This is a genomic window from Sporosarcina sp., assembly GCF_029257255.1.
Taxonomy (GTDB): domain Bacteria; phylum Bacillota; class Bacilli; order Bacillales_A; family Planococcaceae; genus Sporosarcina.
The window spans coordinates 1-16430 of the sequence record NZ_JARICI010000080.1; the positions used below are offsets into that span (position 1 = coordinate 1).

Annotated in this window: 17 protein-coding genes; 6 read left to right on the forward strand and 11 right to left on the reverse strand. The window is 43.9% G+C overall.

Annotation, left to right across the window (positions count from 1 at the left end):
- Nucleotides 1-108: 108 nt before the first annotated feature.
- The 7 genes from Q1J64_RS14795 to pxpB all read right to left on the reverse strand — a co-directional run bounded on the left by Q1J64_RS14795 (nt 109) and on the right by pxpB (nt 5894).
- Nucleotides 109-261, reverse strand: a complete 153-nt coding sequence (locus Q1J64_RS14795) for a hypothetical protein (protein WP_301109872.1) — start codon at nt 259-261, stop codon at nt 109-111.
- 67 nt (nt 262-328) lie between these two features.
- Nucleotides 329-1087: a LamB/YcsF family protein gene (locus Q1J64_RS14800; protein ID WP_301109873.1), complete on the reverse strand. Its 759-nt coding sequence runs from the start codon at nt 1085-1087 to the stop codon at nt 329-331.
- A 13-nt stretch (nt 1088-1100) separates the two neighbouring features.
- Nucleotides 1101-2393 carry a TRAP transporter large permease gene (locus tag Q1J64_RS14805; RefSeq protein WP_301109874.1) on the reverse strand — a complete coding sequence of 431 codons (1293 nt, stop codon included), beginning with the start codon at nt 2391-2393 and terminating at the stop codon, nt 1101-1103.
- A gap of 33 nt (nt 2394-2426) precedes the next feature.
- Entirely contained in the window at nt 2427-2966 is a 540-nt protein-coding gene (locus tag Q1J64_RS14810; RefSeq protein ID WP_301109875.1) for a TRAP transporter small permease subunit, read from the reverse strand.
- A gap of 110 nt (nt 2967-3076) precedes the next feature.
- Entirely contained in the window at nt 3077-4117 is a 1041-nt protein-coding gene (locus Q1J64_RS14815) for a TRAP transporter substrate-binding protein (RefSeq protein WP_301109876.1), read from the reverse strand.
- 102 nt (nt 4118-4219) lie between these two features.
- Entirely contained in the window at nt 4220-5179 is a 960-nt protein-coding gene (locus Q1J64_RS14820) for a 5-oxoprolinase subunit C family protein (RefSeq protein WP_301109877.1), read from the reverse strand.
- Between the two features lies 1 nt (nt 5180).
- Nucleotides 5181-5894, reverse strand: a complete 714-nt coding sequence (pxpB, locus tag Q1J64_RS14825) for a 5-oxoprolinase subunit PxpB (protein WP_301109878.1) — start codon at nt 5892-5894, stop codon at nt 5181-5183.
- Between the two features lie 345 nt (nt 5895-6239).
- Here pxpB and Q1J64_RS14830 point away from each other — a divergent pair, with 345 nt between their 5' ends.
- Together Q1J64_RS14830 and Q1J64_RS14835 are read left to right on the forward strand one after the other, a co-directional pair.
- Nucleotides 6240-7049 (forward strand): polyphosphate polymerase domain-containing protein, encoded by an 810-nt coding sequence (locus Q1J64_RS14830; protein WP_301109879.1) that lies wholly within the window; start codon nt 6240-6242, stop codon nt 7047-7049.
- Nucleotides 7018-7704 carry a DUF4956 domain-containing protein gene (locus Q1J64_RS14835; RefSeq protein WP_301109880.1) on the forward strand — a complete coding sequence of 229 codons (687 nt, stop codon included), beginning with the start codon at nt 7018-7020 and terminating at the stop codon, nt 7702-7704. The genes Q1J64_RS14830 and Q1J64_RS14835 overlap by 32 nt, the downstream gene beginning before the upstream one ends.
- 79 nt (nt 7705-7783) lie before the next feature.
- Here the strand turns inward: Q1J64_RS14835 and abc-f are convergent, their stop codons facing one another.
- The 4 genes from abc-f to Q1J64_RS14855 all read right to left on the reverse strand — a co-directional run bounded on the left by abc-f (nt 7784) and on the right by Q1J64_RS14855 (nt 12051).
- Complete coding sequence (gene abc-f / locus Q1J64_RS14840; protein ID WP_301109881.1) at nt 7784-9340, reverse strand: ribosomal protection-like ABC-F family protein; 1557 nt, start codon at nt 9338-9340, stop codon at nt 7784-7786.
- A 23-nt stretch (nt 9341-9363) separates the two neighbouring features.
- Nucleotides 9364-9894, reverse strand: a complete 531-nt coding sequence (locus Q1J64_RS14845; protein ID WP_301109882.1) for a GrpB family protein — start codon at nt 9892-9894, stop codon at nt 9364-9366.
- Between the two features lie 101 nt (nt 9895-9995).
- Nucleotides 9996-10457 carry a RidA family protein gene (locus Q1J64_RS14850; RefSeq protein ID WP_301109883.1) on the reverse strand — a complete coding sequence of 154 codons (462 nt, stop codon included), beginning with the start codon at nt 10455-10457 and terminating at the stop codon, nt 9996-9998.
- A 121-nt stretch (nt 10458-10578) separates the two neighbouring features.
- Nucleotides 10579-12051: a BCCT family transporter gene (locus Q1J64_RS14855; protein ID WP_301109884.1), complete on the reverse strand. Its 1473-nt coding sequence runs from the start codon at nt 12049-12051 to the stop codon at nt 10579-10581.
- Between the two features lie 380 nt (nt 12052-12431).
- Between Q1J64_RS14855 and Q1J64_RS14860 the strand changes: the two genes are divergently transcribed.
- The 4 genes from Q1J64_RS14860 to menC are packed head-to-tail and all read left to right on the forward strand — an operon-like array spanning nt 12432 to nt 16360.
- Nucleotides 12432-13280, forward strand: coding sequence for a MurR/RpiR family transcriptional regulator (locus Q1J64_RS14860; RefSeq protein WP_301109885.1), 849 nt, complete (start codon nt 12432-12434; stop codon nt 13278-13280).
- A gap of 14 nt (nt 13281-13294) precedes the next feature.
- Complete coding sequence (locus Q1J64_RS14865; RefSeq protein ID WP_301109886.1) at nt 13295-14443, forward strand: amidohydrolase; 1149 nt, start codon at nt 13295-13297, stop codon at nt 14441-14443.
- Nucleotides 14440-15258, forward strand: a complete 819-nt coding sequence (locus Q1J64_RS14870; RefSeq protein ID WP_301109887.1) for a GNAT family N-acetyltransferase — start codon at nt 14440-14442, stop codon at nt 15256-15258. Before Q1J64_RS14865 ends, Q1J64_RS14870 begins: the two co-directional genes overlap by 4 nt.
- Nucleotides 15248-16360, forward strand: a complete 1113-nt coding sequence (gene menC / locus Q1J64_RS14875) for an o-succinylbenzoate synthase (protein WP_301109888.1) — start codon at nt 15248-15250, stop codon at nt 16358-16360. Before Q1J64_RS14870 ends, menC begins: the two co-directional genes overlap by 11 nt.
- Nucleotides 16361-16430: the final 70 nt, after the last annotated feature.

The window sequence follows — 16430 nt, forward strand, 5'->3', positions numbered from 1 at the left end:
GGGTCATATTTACCTCTCCTTAGATGTTTATCGTGGTTGAAAACATTGTATCATGAGGGTAAATATTGGCCCTTTTTCTTTTTACACAATTATATGGACTTTATCGAATTAAAACGGCCGCGCGCGAAAGTAGCCTGGCACCGCGCCAAAAACATCTAGAAACGAGCCAAACATCACCGCCACCGCGCGTTTAGTCCGCTTTGCCGCTCCAAACAGCTCAACGAACGAACCAATTCTGTCGTCCACCGCACCATTCGCCACTCGCATCACTCACGATCAAAAGGATCATCCCCTACGGATGATCCTTTTTCCTATTACTTAATCCCGCTCAGCGCAGGGCCTTCAGCTCTACACCCTTTTCAGTCAGTGACTTTTTGATTTCCTTCACCAGCTCCACTGCTTCATAATTATCGCCGTGAACGCAGATGCTGTCTGCCTGGACCCGCACTTCTTCGCCATCAAGTGTGCGGACCTTGCCGTTCAGTACCATATTAAGTATCTGATCAGCAGCTACCTGTTTATCATGGATCACAGAACCTTCGATGCTGCGGTCCATCAGCTTGCCGTCTGACGTATAGCGGCGGTCGCCAAATACTTCACTCGCTGTCTGCAGTCCGATTTCTTTTCCTGCCCTGATCAGTTCCCCGCCGGCCAACCCCATTAGGATCAAATCCGGATTTACTGCATGCACGCCTTCTGCAATACCCCGTGCCAAATCATAATCCTTGGCCGCCATATTGTAAAAAGCACCATGCGGTTTGACGTGCTGTAATGTTCCGCCCGCAGCCTTCACAAAACCATTCAGCGCACTTACTTGATACAGCACATACGCTTTGGCTTCAACAGGTGTGATGAACATTTGTCTGCGTCCGAAACCTAATAGATCTGGAAAGCCTGGGTGCGCGCCGATGGCCACGTTATTTTCCAGCGCCATTTCCACTGTCTTTTGCATAACAATGGGATCACCGGCATGAAAACCGCATGCTACGTTTGCAGAAGTAACATACTGCAGGACAATTTCATCATTTCCTACTTTAAAATTGCCGAAGCTTTCACCAAGATCACAATTTATATCTACTTTCACCATTCATCCTTCACCTCTACATTTTATTGGGAAGCCATAAAATAATGTCCGGGAAGACTGTTATAACCGCCACGATCAGCAAGATGATCAAGAAAGAAGGCAATGCGTATCTGGCAATCGTTAAAATATCTTCGTCCACCATCCCGTTAATGACAAACAAGTTAAAGCCGACCGGCGGCGTGATCTGCGCGACTTCGATCATAAAGATCAGATAGATACCGAACCATAAAGGGTCAAAGCCCGCTGCGACAATTAAAGGCAGCGCCAGCGGCATCGTCATTACAATCATGGAGAAACCATCTAGTAAACAGCCTAGAATAATATACATAATCGTCAAGATGACAATCAGCATATAACTTGATAATCCCATTTCCGAGATAAAAGAGGTCAGCTTGGCAGGCATATTTAAGTAGCCGACAACGACTGACAGATAAGAAGCTCCTGCTACGATCAACATAATCATCGTGCTCGTTTTCACCGTTGCCAGCAGAACTTCCTTAAAAATGCGAATTGTTAACGTGCGCGAGAATAAAGCGAAAATTAAAGATCCGACAACACCTACGGAAGCTGCTTCGGTCGGCGTCGCCCATCCCGAATAGATACTTCCCAGTACAAGAAAGATCAGTACAATGACCGGAAGAATCAAAGGCAAAGTCTGGAACCGGTACGCCCAAGAATATTTTTCGTCTCCCACTGCAAGACTCGGATTAATTAAGCATCTGATAATTATGTAGCCGCTCAACCCGGTCGCCAGGATAATTCCCGGAACAATCCCCGCGATAAACAGTTTACCGATACTGACATCCGCTACAATTCCATATACGATCATCATCATACTCGGAGGAATCAGAAAGCCAAGCGTTCCGGCGCCTGCCAAGGAACCGAGGCTTAGTGAACGGTCGTAATTCCTTTTGGATAGTTCTGGCAGCGTGATCTTTCCCACTGTTGCAGTAGTAGCAGCAGAAGATCCGCTGACTGCGGCAAACAAACTGCTAGCCGCGATATTAACGTGAATCAGACGGCCCGGCAGAAAACTGATCCAAGGCGTCAATCCTTTGAACAGATTCTCTGAAATCTTACTGCGGAATAAAATTTCTCCCATCAAAATGAATAACGGCAGCGCAAGCATGGTGGAACTGTTAGTGTTGTTCCAAAGTATATTGTTCATGATGGTCATCGGGGGGCTGCTTGTAAAGAACATTAAACCGCCAATTCCTACAAGGAACAGCGAGACACCCACCCATATCGTACTTCCTAAGAATAGGACTAAGAGACCTATTAATGTAATTGATACAACGGCTAAACTCAAGGCTAGTCCCCCTTCATTTCATAAGTGCTATTGTTAACGGCCCAGTATATCAATTTCTTCTTCCTGCTGTTCACCGTAATCTTTATCTTTAATCTTCAAGATGCATTTAAAAATTTCCGCAACAAATTGAAGTGAAATTAATAATGAACCGAGAGGCATAGCAAATTGAGGAATGGCGAGCATTGTTTTGGAGATTTGCATAGAACGTTTGCCGGTTGCAACAGCATCTAAAAAGTAGTTCGTTGTTGCATACGTGATAATAATAAATATAATGAGTCCGACCAATAGCGCATAAATTTCTAACATAGCACGGGACTTTCCGGTCTTCACTACTCTATATAAAAACTCCAGTCTGATATGACCTTTATCTTTGAGTGTGTAAGCTAAACCGAAAAAGGTGATCGCTACCATGAAATACGCTGTGTATTCCTGAGTGATATAAAGTGTGCCGTTGAATAAATTTCTCACGACAATTTCGGCCATTACCAGCACAACACCCGCCATAATGAATACGCCGGCAAGAATCCCCAAAAACTGAGAAATCGCATCGATGATTCGTATAAATCTTCTCATGCTGTCTGTCCCCTTTCCGCAAAAGTGGATTCATTAAATTTCAATAGAAAGCTCCTGGCATTCTTATGAATAATCCGCCAAGAGCTTTCTATCCGATTTAAAGAAGCTGATTAGCGTCCAACTTCTTTATTGAACTGATCGATAATTTCCTGTGCTTCAGGGGGCGCAGTCTTCAGCCAGTCCTGCCTGATGTCTTCTGTTACTTCCGCTAAGCTGTCCATAAACTCCTGACTTGGCTCAAGCGTTGTAATTCCGTTTTCATTGACGACGGCTTCTTTTTCTTTATCAAGCTCCGCACCGATCTTCCACATGATTTCTTCCATTTCCTTACCTGCATTAATGATTTTGTCCTGTGTTTCTTTATCCAGCTTGTTTAATTCGTCCAAGTTTACAGAAACAAAGTTTGTTGCCATTGTTACGTTTGCAGGTACATAGTAGTCAAGAACTTCCCAGAATTTCGCATCTACCCCAGTAGGAGTGGACGTCAATACAGAGTCAATTACGCCAGTTGACAATGAAGAATACACTTCACTGAACGGAAGCGGGTGAGGTGTTCCGCCAGCAGCTTCTACTACCAATGCACCGTTCTTGTCATACGTACGCATCTTCAAACCTTTCATATCAGCCAAAGACTTTACTTCGTTCTTTGTCCAGAAACCTGCAGCCGGCCAAGGAGCGATATAAAGAATCTTTTGATTCCATTTTTCTTCTGCCATTTTGTCAAAGTAAGGTCGGGAGATATCGTTAAGAATTTTTCCTTCTTCATAACTTTGTACTAAGAATGGCAATGTTACGATTTCGAATAAAGGCTCATCACCCGCCACACCGCTCGTTAAGATATCTGATACTGGAACAGCATTGTCACGCACTGCAGATAAAAGCTCAGGTCCTTCATAACCCAGAGCCCCGCCCAATTGTACTTCCAATTTCACTTTTCCGTCTGTTGCTTCATCCAACTTTTGAGCAAATTCTTTCAAGCCTTCACCGTTGTGGTTATTTTCAGGATAGACGGAGTTTGCTACCCAGCTGACCGGCTTATCTGAACTTCCGCCGTCGCTTCCTGCTTCTTTACCTGAGTCGTCATTACCACAACCGGACAATATTAAGAATAAAGATAATACCGATGCTGCAAGTGTCATTTGTTTTTTCATGTTTGTAGATCCCCCTTGTATGTTTTACTATCACATTCCATTCAGCACTACCCCGCCCCCCCTTTAAAGTCGCGTAGTTTTTATCATCTGTTTATAGAAAACTCACCGATTACTAACAGAAAGCAGTTTAAAAACGCTTTCTTGTTCTGCCAGCAACCGGTGACTTTCTTCTATATCAATTGCTTCAAAAAATACAAGGTCACCTGGTTTTCCCTGTGCGATTTTAAACAGGTCGACGGTTACGACTACACCGATTTTTGGATAACCGCCCGTTGTCTGTCTGTCTGCTAATAAGAGAATCGGTTCACCGTTGTTCGGAATCTGGATAGCACCGTTTGGAATCGGATCCGTGATTTGCTCTTGCGTCAGATTGGTTTCCAGGCGCTCCCCCTGCAGACGATAGCCCATCCGGTCAGAATGCGCGGATACCTCATATGTACTCGCCAGGAACTTTTTCTGGCTGTCCTCCGTAAAAGCGTCCCACTGTGGCCCCTTAATGATTCGTAGCGTGATTTCATTGGCATACTTCGGAATCAACTCACTGTGCAGGCTTTTTCTGTATCCCTTTCTCGTTTCGTGCTGAGAATTATATGCATGCAGTACATCGCCTTTTTGCAGCTTTCGTCCTTCATAGCCGCCGATATTTGCTCGCAAGTAAGTAGAACGGCTGCCCATCAGCAGCGGTGCGTCAAATCCACCGGCGATTGCTAAGTATGTCCGGCACCCGTCAATAATCGGTCCAAACTCTAAGACTGTCCCTTTCTTTAAGTCCATCTCTGTCCATAAAGGAATCGGCTTTCCGTTGACTGAAGGAGATAAATCTGCACCTGTTATCGCAATCTTGCAGTCTTCCAGAATAGAAAACGTTGGTCCTGTCAGCGTAATTTCAAGTACAGCTGCATTTTCGTCATTGCCTGCCAATAAATTTGCCATTCGCATAGCATACTTGTCCATTGCGCCTGACACTACAATTCCAAATTGCTGATAGCCTGAGCGGCCCAGATCCTGAATAGTTGTCAGCATTCCGGGTTTCAACACTTCTAGTACCGCCATGCTTTTCATGTTAGTAGCTGCCTCCCTTGTACTGCGGAGTATCTTCATGCATTAATTCGGAATATCGTTCTTCTGTAATCGGAATGAAGCGGATTGCGTCTCCTGGGGAAATCAACACAGGGCGTTCAGTTTCTTCGGGTTTGAAAAGCGGTGCAGGCGTTCTTCCTATGATTCTCCAGCCGCCCGGTGTAGTCAGCGGATAAATGCCTGTCTGCTGTCCGGCAATGCCGACTGAACCTGCGGGAGTCTGTAATCTTGGTGATTCCAATCGGGGTGTATGTATTCTTGAATCTAATCCTCCCAAATAGGGAAAGCCGGGAACGAAGCCAATCATATAAACCCGGTATATTTCTTCCGTATGAATTCGTATCACTTCTTGTTCTATCAGATGATGATACTCTGCTATGAACGCCAGGTCAGGTCCTGCATCGCCTCCATACAAGACGGGTATGTCGTGAACAACCATTTTCTTTTTCTTCTGACTGACTGACGATACATCTATTAAATGAATTCTTTTTATTAATTCGCTACATGTAATGTGCAGCGGATTGTAATAGATCATGACAGTTGCAAAAGCCGGAACTAACTCTTCTACGCCATGAATTCCTGCTTGATGAATGCACTCTGCCAAGCGTATAACGTTCTCATTTATATCTTCAGAGATTTTCTGTTCGAATGAAACCAACACTGCACAATCGCCAGCAGGTCGACAATCAAATTGCATGATGTATTCTCCTATTCAATAAACCAATTTGATTACGTAATAAGTATCCATAGAATAATAGTAAATTAGAATAATGTCAATGTTTAAATTATTCTAATTTAACAATAGGTAAACGCTACTTAGGGGAGCTTTCGACATTAGTTTGTAGAAGGAACACTGTATTTCCTTAATTTCTGTAAAGTGCACAGAAATACGGAAATCAACGGCGCTCAGTTACTTCCACGATGTAATTTGTTTAGTTCAACTTATATAGTTCTCATCAATTTCTAATCTTTCACTACTCTTTTCCTCATGTTCCTTACTTATACTTAGACTATCGAATGAAAACAGAAGGAGCAGATCCATATGGCGATAGAAATCTTCAGCAGAAAAGAGCAAAAATACTTAATTACTCGCCGCCAATACGAAGAACTTACAGACCGGATCGGACCCAAAATGCGCAACGATAAGAACGGTGTCGACGGGAAATATTCAGTCACTAGCCTGTACTTCGACAATGCAGAGAAAGGTATTTACTTTGAGACAAAAAACAAACTAAAATATCGTCAGAAATTGCGCTTGCGCGTATACGATGACGCAGACCTTAACAGCACCGCGTTCTTTGAAGTGAAACAGAAACATAAGAAAGTTGTCAATAAACGGCGAATGCTTCTACCGCTCAGAGAAGCATACCGCTATTTAGAAGAAGATGGACAAGCCGGATTGGATCAATACGAAACGTCTAATTCACAAGTCATGAAGGAAGTTGATTATTTCCGGAAGTTCTATCAGTTGCGTCCTGAAATGGTCGTGTCATACAGCCGTCATGCGCTTCACGGCATTAATGATTCCGAACTGCGCATCACGTTCGACTTCGATTTGAAATGTCGCAAAGAAGATCTACATATTGAGAATGGACCGTATGGAGAGCATTTTATAGATCCCGACCTTGTCGTGCTGGAAGTAAAAGTCGATCACAGTGTGCCGCTTTGGCTCGCTCGTATTTTACAGGAACTGCAGTGCGAGCAGCGAAGTGCGTCAAAGTTTTGCACAAGCACAGAGTTGTTAAGCGGAGATATATTACCGCAGGCAGGCTATTTTGAACCAAAAGAATTGGAAGAACCGATTACAGGAGGAATAGAGAATGAATCAGATCACGAACTTGTTTTCATCTAATGGATTAGACGGTGCCACGCCGACAATGTGGATGAGTATTTCCGCGATGGCGCTTGCAGCTGTCCTAAGCTTAATAATTACAAAGGTTTACCAGATTACGTTTACAGGAGAACGCTATTCACAGGCATTTGTACATACGATCATCATGATGAGTGTCGTCGTGTCCGTCGTCATGAATGTCGTAAGCGACAATGCAGGCGTCGCATTCGGTTTATTCGCCGTCTTTTCCCTCATTCGTTTTAGAAGTGCTGTAACGAATGCCAAGGATATCTCGTACATTTTCTTTGGATTATGTGTGGGAATGACCGCAGGACTGTTTCAGTTCCCTCTCGCCATTGCTTTAACATTATTCGCAAGTCTGATCTTCTACCTTCTATATAAAGTCGATTACGGCAAAGGGAAAGACACACAGATCCTAAAAGTGACGGTGCCTGAGAACTTGAACCACGAAAACTTATTCGATGACATCTTAAATGAAAAGACAGAATCTTACCAGCTTCGTCAAGTAGAGACAACGAACTTGGGGACGATGATTCTCTATACTTTTGCAATTAGAAGCAAAACCGATACAAAAGATCAGGACCTGCTCAATGAAATCCGTGTACGTAATGCGAATTTGAAAGTATCCCTTTCATATTTAGAGATGCGTGACTGAAACTATAAATTAAAAAATCCAACCGACACCCGGTTGGATTTTTTAACGTTTCACGTGGAACATTGTATAATTTTGTCAATCAGAACATTTTGGTCGTCCATGTTTCGCCGTTCCAAATTGTAGAAACCACACCTTCATAAAAATCAGGCTCGTGTGAAATTAGCAATATGCTGCCTTTATATTCTTTCAGCGCACGTTTCAACTCTTCTTTCGCATCGTAATCCAAGTGATTTGTCGGTTCATCCAGAACGAGCAAATTGGTTTCCTGATTCACCAGCTTGCAGAGGCGTACTTTCGCGCGCTCTCCTCCGCTCAACACTTTCACCTTGCTTTCAATATGCTTCGTCGTCAATCCAACACGTGCTAACGCAGCACGCACTTCATATTGGGCAAAATGCGGGAATTCACTCCAGATCTCTTCCAGACATGTTCGGTCTGAATCTGTTTTCATTTCCTGCTCAAAGTAGCCGATCGACAGATGCTCTCCACGCTCCACTTTTCCCTGCAATGCAGGAATTTCACCCAACAGACTCTTAAGCAGCGTTGTTTTACCAATACCGTTTGCACCGGATAAAGCAATCTTCTGCCCGCGTTCCATCGTTAAATCAAGCGGCTGTGACAGAGGCTCATCATAGCCAATAACGAGGCCTGTTGTCTCGAATAAATACTTGCCTGGCGTCCGAGCGGTTTTAAAATCAAAATGCGGCTTTGGCTTCTCAGAATCCATTTCAATGACATCCATTTTATCGAGTTTCTTCTGCCGTGACATCGCCATTCTGCTTGTCGCAGCATTCGCTTTATTACGTGCTACGAAATCTTTGAGATTCGCAATTTCTTTCTGTTGTTTCTTATATGCTGCTTCGACTTGTTGCTGCTTCATTTCATGTACGCGTAAAAACTCATCGTAATCGCCTGGATAGCGGTTAACCTGCTGATTCTCCATATGATAGATCAAGTTAATGACACTGTTCAAAAATGGAATATCATGCGAAATTAAGATGAACGCACCGGGATACTCCTGTAAATAGGTGCGCAACCATTCAATATGTTCGATGTCCAAATAGTTCGTCGGCTCATCGAGGAGTAAAATATCCGGTATCTCCAGTAACAGTTTGGCAAGCAATACTTTTGTCCGCTGTCCTCCACTGAGATCATTGACATCGCGGTCCAGCCCGAATTCATTCAGACCCAGTCCGTTTGCCACTTCTTCCACTTTTGCATCAATCATGTAAAAGCCATTCTGCTCTAAGGAATCTTGCAGCTGCCCCGTTTCCTCCAACAGCTTTTCCAGTTCATCCGGCTCCACTTCGCCCATCTTGGCAAAAAGTTCATTCATCTCGGTTTCCATATCGTATAAATATTGAAACGCCGTACGCAGCACATCGCGGATAGTCATCCCCTGCTTCAAAACGGCATGCTGATCCAAATAACCGACTCGTACACGCTTTGACCATTCAACTGTTCCGGCATCCGGCTCCAGCTTATGCGTAATAATATTCATGAACGTGGACTTTCCTTCGCCGTTTGCACCTACTAATCCGATATGTTCTCCTGCTAATAGACGGAACGAAACATCATCAAAAATCGCCCGGTCACCGAAGCTGTGGCTGATATTTTTTACGGTTAATAAACTCATGTTGTACACCTGTTCCTTTTTATTTATCTGTACTTTTCTTCCTTGCGTAAATACCAATTCAGCGCTTTCTTCTCTTCCTCTATGATAAACGGTTCCTTCCCCTCGATATAGGATTCTATATCAAACGGAAAACGCGCAGCCAATTCTAATTTCAATGCACCGTAACTGTCAGCTTTCTCAGGATGCGAACGAAGATAGTCACAGAATGCAAGATGTCGTGTAATTGCCAGGTCACCTTGTTCAAATATATGCACATGATGTGTCCGCTTGTCACCGCCTCTGCGGAAATAGCGGCTCCCGGGAATTCCGAATTCGCCTAGCGGCTCATAGCCTGCTGACTTCATTTGCGGATGATAATTATCCGCATCATTGATATTTTTCACTACCGGCATCATGTCGATAATCGGTTTAGCCGCCAGTCCCTTGATAGAAGTACTTCCCATATGATGGATATCAATCAGCTCGTCACCGAAAATTGAAAATATCTGAGTCGCTGCTTCCTGAAACAGCACTGGCCATTCTTCGCGATAAGTAACAATTTCAACGGTTCGCACTGTGAAGTACCCCCTACTTAACTTACCTATTTTACCACCCGGTGCGCTCAATTGCTTTAGAAAACAGAAAACCAGCCCGATGAATTTGGCCGGTTTCTGCTTCAGTCTTCCAATTCAACAATCAGCTCAATTTCAACGGGTATATCAAACGGCAAAGTGTTTACGCCGATTGCGGAACGGGCATGTTTTCCTTTATCTCCAAACACTTCAATAATTACGTCAGAAGCTCCGTTGATTACTTCCGGCTGGCGAATGAAATCATCTGTAGAATTGACATAGCCGAGTATTTTTACAAAGTTTTTGATCTTATCAAGTGATCCCAATTCGTCCTGCAGATTACTCAGTAACTGCAATGCCGTCCCTCGCGCCGCCTGATAGCCCTGCTCCATCGAAACGTCGTCGCCTAACTTTCCTGTAATCGCAGGCTTCCCGTCCTTCATATAGCCTGCTCCGGAAGAATACAGCACATTGCCGACACGCGCCGACATTTCGTAGTTCGCCATCGGTCGTGAAGGCGGCGGAAGATGAATTCCCAGAGCTGCAAGTTTTTCTTCGATATTCATTGCGTTTCCTCCATCACGTAAAATAATGATTCGATCGTAACACGTTGGGGAAAGGTGGTCAAACTGGTCAATAAATAGAAAAAGAACATGCGAATTTTATCGCATGTTCCTTTTAATTTCATTAATCAAGTTCTTGATTCAGTGATTTAAACAGCGCAAACATCATAAATACAATGACGAACGAGAACGGCAGAGCAGCGATAATAATGGTATTCTGCAATGCTCCCAGGCCGCCTACTGAAAGTAAAATCAGCGCAATAGAAGATTGGATGATTCCCCAGACGACCTTCACCGAGTTCGGTGGCGTCAGTGAACCGTATGTCGACTGCATACCGAGTACATAGGTTGCCGAGTCTGCCGAAGTGATGAAGAATGAAGTTACCAGCAGGATAGCGAATAACGAAATTAGTGTACCTAAAGGAAGCTCGTTAAACATCTCAAATACGACTAACTCAATATCCAGTGACGCCAAATTTGCAACCCCTGAATCCTGCATATCGATTGCTGTCGTACCGAATGCTGCAAACCAGATAAAACCGAAGAATGATGGTACAAGCAGAACGCCTGCCATAAATTCACGGATTGTCCGTCCTTTTGAAACACGTGCAATAAACATACTGACGAAAGGTGACCAAGAAATCCACCAAGCCCAGTAGAAGATTGTCCATCCATCGAGCCAGCCCCGATTTTCTCCGTTCAATGGAGCTGTACCCATACTCATATCAATAAGATTTGTAAAATAACCACCCACTGAATCAGTAAACATATTCAAAATCAGCATTGTCGGTCCTAATATTAATATAAGTCCTAAAAGCGCGACAGCCAATATTAAATTGGTATTCGATAGGTAACGAATCCCTTTATTCAATCCTGACCAAGCAGACCCGATAAATAAGAACGTCACTACAGTCACGATGATGAATTGTGACTTGATGCCAATCGTGAATCCAAATAAATAATCCAAACCTGCGTTAATTTGAACAGCGCCGAAGCCGAGAGATGTTGCTACACCGAAAGCAGTTGCAAATACAGCAAGAACATCGATTACTGTCCCCCATGGACCTTTCATTCTCGCTCCGAAAATCGGCTTCAGTGTTGCTGAAATTAAACCAGGCTCACCTTTTCGAAACTGGAAGTATGCCAAAGCCAAAGCAACCATTCCGTATAGTGCCCAGATGTGAAGGCCATAATGTAAAAATGTTTTCCGTAAAGATTCTTTAAATGCATCAGCTGTAAATGGATCTTCAGTTGCCGGAACTGCGTAATGAGACAAAGGCTCTGCGGCACCGTAGAACACTAAACCGATACCCATCCCTGCCGAGAACAGCATGGCAATCCAAGTAATTGTGGAGAATTGAGGACGATCTGTATCTTTCCCGAGACGAATTTTACCGTACGGGCTGAATATCATAAAAATACTGATTAACAAAAGCGCGGTCATTAGGAGCATGTAGTACCAGCCGAATGTCGATGCAACGAAAGCTTTACCGGAATTCGTGATCTGCTCAAAATGGACAGGATCAATTACACCGTAGCCGACTGCTAAAACGATTAATCCTATTGTAATGTAAAAAACATTTGATATTTTTCTCATAGTTCCCCCTGTAGTCATAGTTTACACAAGCAGCTTTACACTATACTCTCTATTAATTAAGAAATCAAATGGACAACCTGTTTTTCTTTGATTTTATTAGTATACGAGATAGATTCAGGCCCGTGGCGACAAGGTTTTCTACATTATCAATTTTATTAAAAATTTTATTGGACCGATTATTTATCATTACTATACCCACTTACAAGATTTTCATCCAAACTAACTGGGTGCCTGTGCGCGAAACATTCATGTTTGTTTGAACAATCATGAATGTTTGAACTAACGCAATTGTTTGGCACACAGGCACTCCCAATTGAAGTTTCCCCTTCACTATGTTTAAATTAACGAAGCACAAACTTCATTTATTGGTAGGTGACTTTATGAAAACGTTGCACCAAATCATTAAACTGCACTATTCTTCTTTATCATCAGGCCAGCAAAAGGTAGCAGCCTTTTATATAGAACATCCGCAAGAAGCCGCATTGTTAACCGCTTTTCAAATCGGTAAACAAGTGGGTGTCAGTGAAACAACGGTCATTCGATTGGCTTACGCATTAGGTTTCAGCGGGTACTCAGAATTACAGCAAGCTCTTCGGAAAGACTTATTTTTGCCTAAGCAGAAAGTTGCTGAAGGATTTTTTTTACAAGATGACCCAGCGAGCGACAATCATTTTATACGTCAAGCCATCCAAAGAGAGCAGACCATCCTGCAACATACAGCCAATCAGATAAATATCGAGGACATCTGGGCAATGGCAGACACCCTCATTCAATCGGATCGTGTTTACATCGCGGGATTCGGTAGTTCATATGCAGCGGCTTATTGGTTATTTTATTCACTGAAGCAATTAAGAGATAATGTCGTACTATCGAGTCCCGCCGGCTTTATGACCGAGGATCTTTGCGATTTAACAACAGACTCAGTAGCCGTTGTCTTTTCATTTCCACGTTACCGGCGTGACACCGTACAGGCGGCAACTATCGCAAAAGGACAGGGAGCAAAAGTAATCGGCATTACTGATCGAACCCTATCACCGATTGGTCAGCTGGCGGATATGACGTTCGGCTGTTTGGGAAAAGAACATGTCGATACACATTCCATCGCATCGACCATTAGCTTACTGGATATCCTCCTTGCCGGCATACGTATTCGAAATTCAGGACGCATTACCAAGCGGCAGCAGCTGCTGGAGCGTTTATATACAGAACAACAATTATTTTCAGAATGAAGGAGGTTATTTCATTGGACAATCCAATTCAATTCATTACAGACCACAAAGAACAGATTCTGCAAACCTACCAGGAATTGCATGCGCTAGCAGAGCCGAGCTGGGAAGAACAGCGGACATCCCGCTATTTACAGGAAAAACTTTCGGCAGCCGGACTGAAAATCAAAACGCATACAGGACATCATGGGTTCACCGCAGAAATTCCGGGTCAAAAAAAGAGTGTCATCGCGCTCCGTGCAGATATGGATGCACTGGTTCAAGAAGTGGACGGCGCTGTCATAGCCAATCATTCATGCGGCCATGATGCCCACAGCACAATGGCTTTGTATACGGCACTAGCCCTGAAGAACAGTGGTATTTCATTCGAACATACGGTGCGATTTATTTTCCAACCTGCTGAAGAACTGGCGGAAGGCGCGTTAAAAATGATGGAAGAAGGCGTTTTGGAAGATGTACTCTTTTTAGGTGGAGTTCATGTACGGCCGCACATGGAAGTTCCGTTTGGACAGGCCGCTCCTGTAATCCTTCACGGTTCCTCTTCTACTATTAAAGGAGTTATCAAAGGAACACCCGCTCATGCCGCACGCCCTGAAGAAGGCAATAATCCAATTGAAGCAGTCAGTATATTGATTCAGTCCTTACAGAGAATTCGACTGACTGGAGGCAAGAAATTCTCCATCAAAATGACCGAGTTACATAGCGGAGAAACGAGTAACTCCATCCCGGCAACTGCCCGCTTCACGTTAGATATCCGTGCCGAAGCGAATGAAACGATGGAAGACTTGCTGACAAAAGCGAAACACATAATAGAAAGAACTGCTGCATTGACCGAAACAGTAATTGATTATGAATCAGTCGGCTACTCCCCTGCAGCTATCAAAAATGAATCAGCAGTCCGCATTGCACAGCAAGCTATCGGTTCTGTTTTGGGAGAAGAAAACACTGCTGGTCCATGCGTTTCGCAAGGTGCGGAAGATTTTCATTTTTATACATGGAAGACGCCTCACATCGCCGCCACGATGATCGGATTAGGTTGTGATTTAAGACCCGGCCTTCATCATCCGCAGATGTCGTTCAACACAGAAGCGTTAATTTACGGAGCAAAAATACTTACCGAGCTGCTGGTGAGAGCAGATCAAGAAATGGAGGAAAAGCCCCTATGAAACATCCTCCCTTAACTATTCGGATGATTGAAGAGCTGGATGATTTACAGAAAGTCCAGGCGCTTGAATCGATCGTCTGGAGCATCGAAGACACCGTGCCGCTCAGTCACACAATAGCTACCGTGAAGAATGGCGGATTAATTTTAGGCGCATTCGATCAAGATCAATTGGTCGGCTTTCAGTACAGTTTTCCCGGTTTTGACGGCCAGTCAGTCTACTTATATTCACACAGCCTCGGCATTCATCCGGACTACCGCAGACTTGGTATAGGCGAACAGTTGAAAATCGCTCAGCGGCAAGTTGCTCTAGAAAAAGGATTCGACCGGATTGTGTGGACATACGATCCTCTCGAAACGGTCAACGCCAATCTGAATCTGCGGAAACTACGGGCTGTTGTAGTGGACTATACGGAAAATGCTTACGGGGACATGGAAGACGGGATGAATGACGGAATTCCATCCGATCGTTTTACAGTCGAATGGAAAATTCGGGAACAGCCCCGCAATTCTGTATCCACCGATATTCGTCAAATACCTTTTCTTATTGAAGTGCATGAAGAAGACGGATATCTCTTTGCAAAAAATTCAATTTACCGCAAAGGCGATCAGACAGTGGCCGTACCAGTACCCGCGAACTTTCAAGCGCTCAAAAAACACGATCTATCGGAAGCGCTAATCTGGCGCGAAAAGACGAGGGGGATTTTCAAAAGATATTTAGAAAACGGCTGGGTAGTAACTGATCTTGTTAAACACCCCGAAGTAGAAGAAAGCTATGTATATATTTTGGAGAAGCGAGGGAACCCGAATGGAAATTAAAACTGTCATCTTACGTTATATGAAAATGAAAATGCTGCACCCGTTCAAGACAAGTGTCGGAGTGGAGCAGGATAAAGACTTTATTTTGGTCGAAGTAAAATCAGCAGACGGGAAATCGGGCTTCGGTGAATCTGTTGCTTCAATTGCTCCCCTCTTTCATGAAGAAACGGTCCAGACGAATTGGCATATGCTTACGGATTATTTGATTCCATTACTTTTGAAATCCGATATCCAGCATCCTGATGATGTCTCAACGATTTTCTCTCACTTCAGAGGGAATTATAATGCAAAAGCCGCAATTGAGGGGGCGGTATGGGATTTATACGCGAAAGAACAGAACCTCTCTCTAGCCGCTGCATTAGGCGGTACGAAGAAGAAAATTGAAGTCGGCGTAAGTGTCGGCATTCAAGAAACTGAAGCGAAATTGCTGAAGAAACTAGAAGGTTATTTAGAGCAGGGTTTCAGACGCATTAAAGTGAAAGTCATGCCAGAAAGAGATCTGGACATTTTGCGGGCAATCCGCAGCGAATTTCCTACTATCCAACTGATGGCAGACGCAAACTGTGCATATACTTTGGCAGACATCGATCACTTACGGAAATTTGATGAATTTAATCTGTCTATGATCGAACAGCCTCTCGCGCATGGTGATATTATCGACCATGCAAAGCTGCAAGCGAAGATCGAAACGCCGATTTGTCTGGATGAAAGCATTCATTCTGCCGAAGATACCAGAAAGTCCATTGAGCTTGGCAGCACGAAAATTATTAACTTGAAAATCGGACGTGTCGGCGGATTGTCAGAATCGAAGAAGATCCACGATTTATGTGTGCAACATAATATCCCGCTTTGGTGCGGCGGAATGCTCGAAGCCGGTGTCGGACGAGCACACAATATCGCCATCACCAGTCTGCCCGGCTTCACACTGCCGGGAGATACCGCTCCTTCCGCGCATTACTGGGAGGAAGATATCATCCTGCCTGAAGTTACTATGCATGACGGGCTGATCGATGTGCCCGAGGCGCCAGGAATTGGATTTGAGTTAAACTGGGATATGGTAGAGAAATTCATGGTTCATAGTCAAGTGTTTCACAGGGGTTGAGGAACGTACTCGGCATATAGTAAGGCTGGAGGGATCTTCATGAAAACGACTATTTAATACTGAGCACATT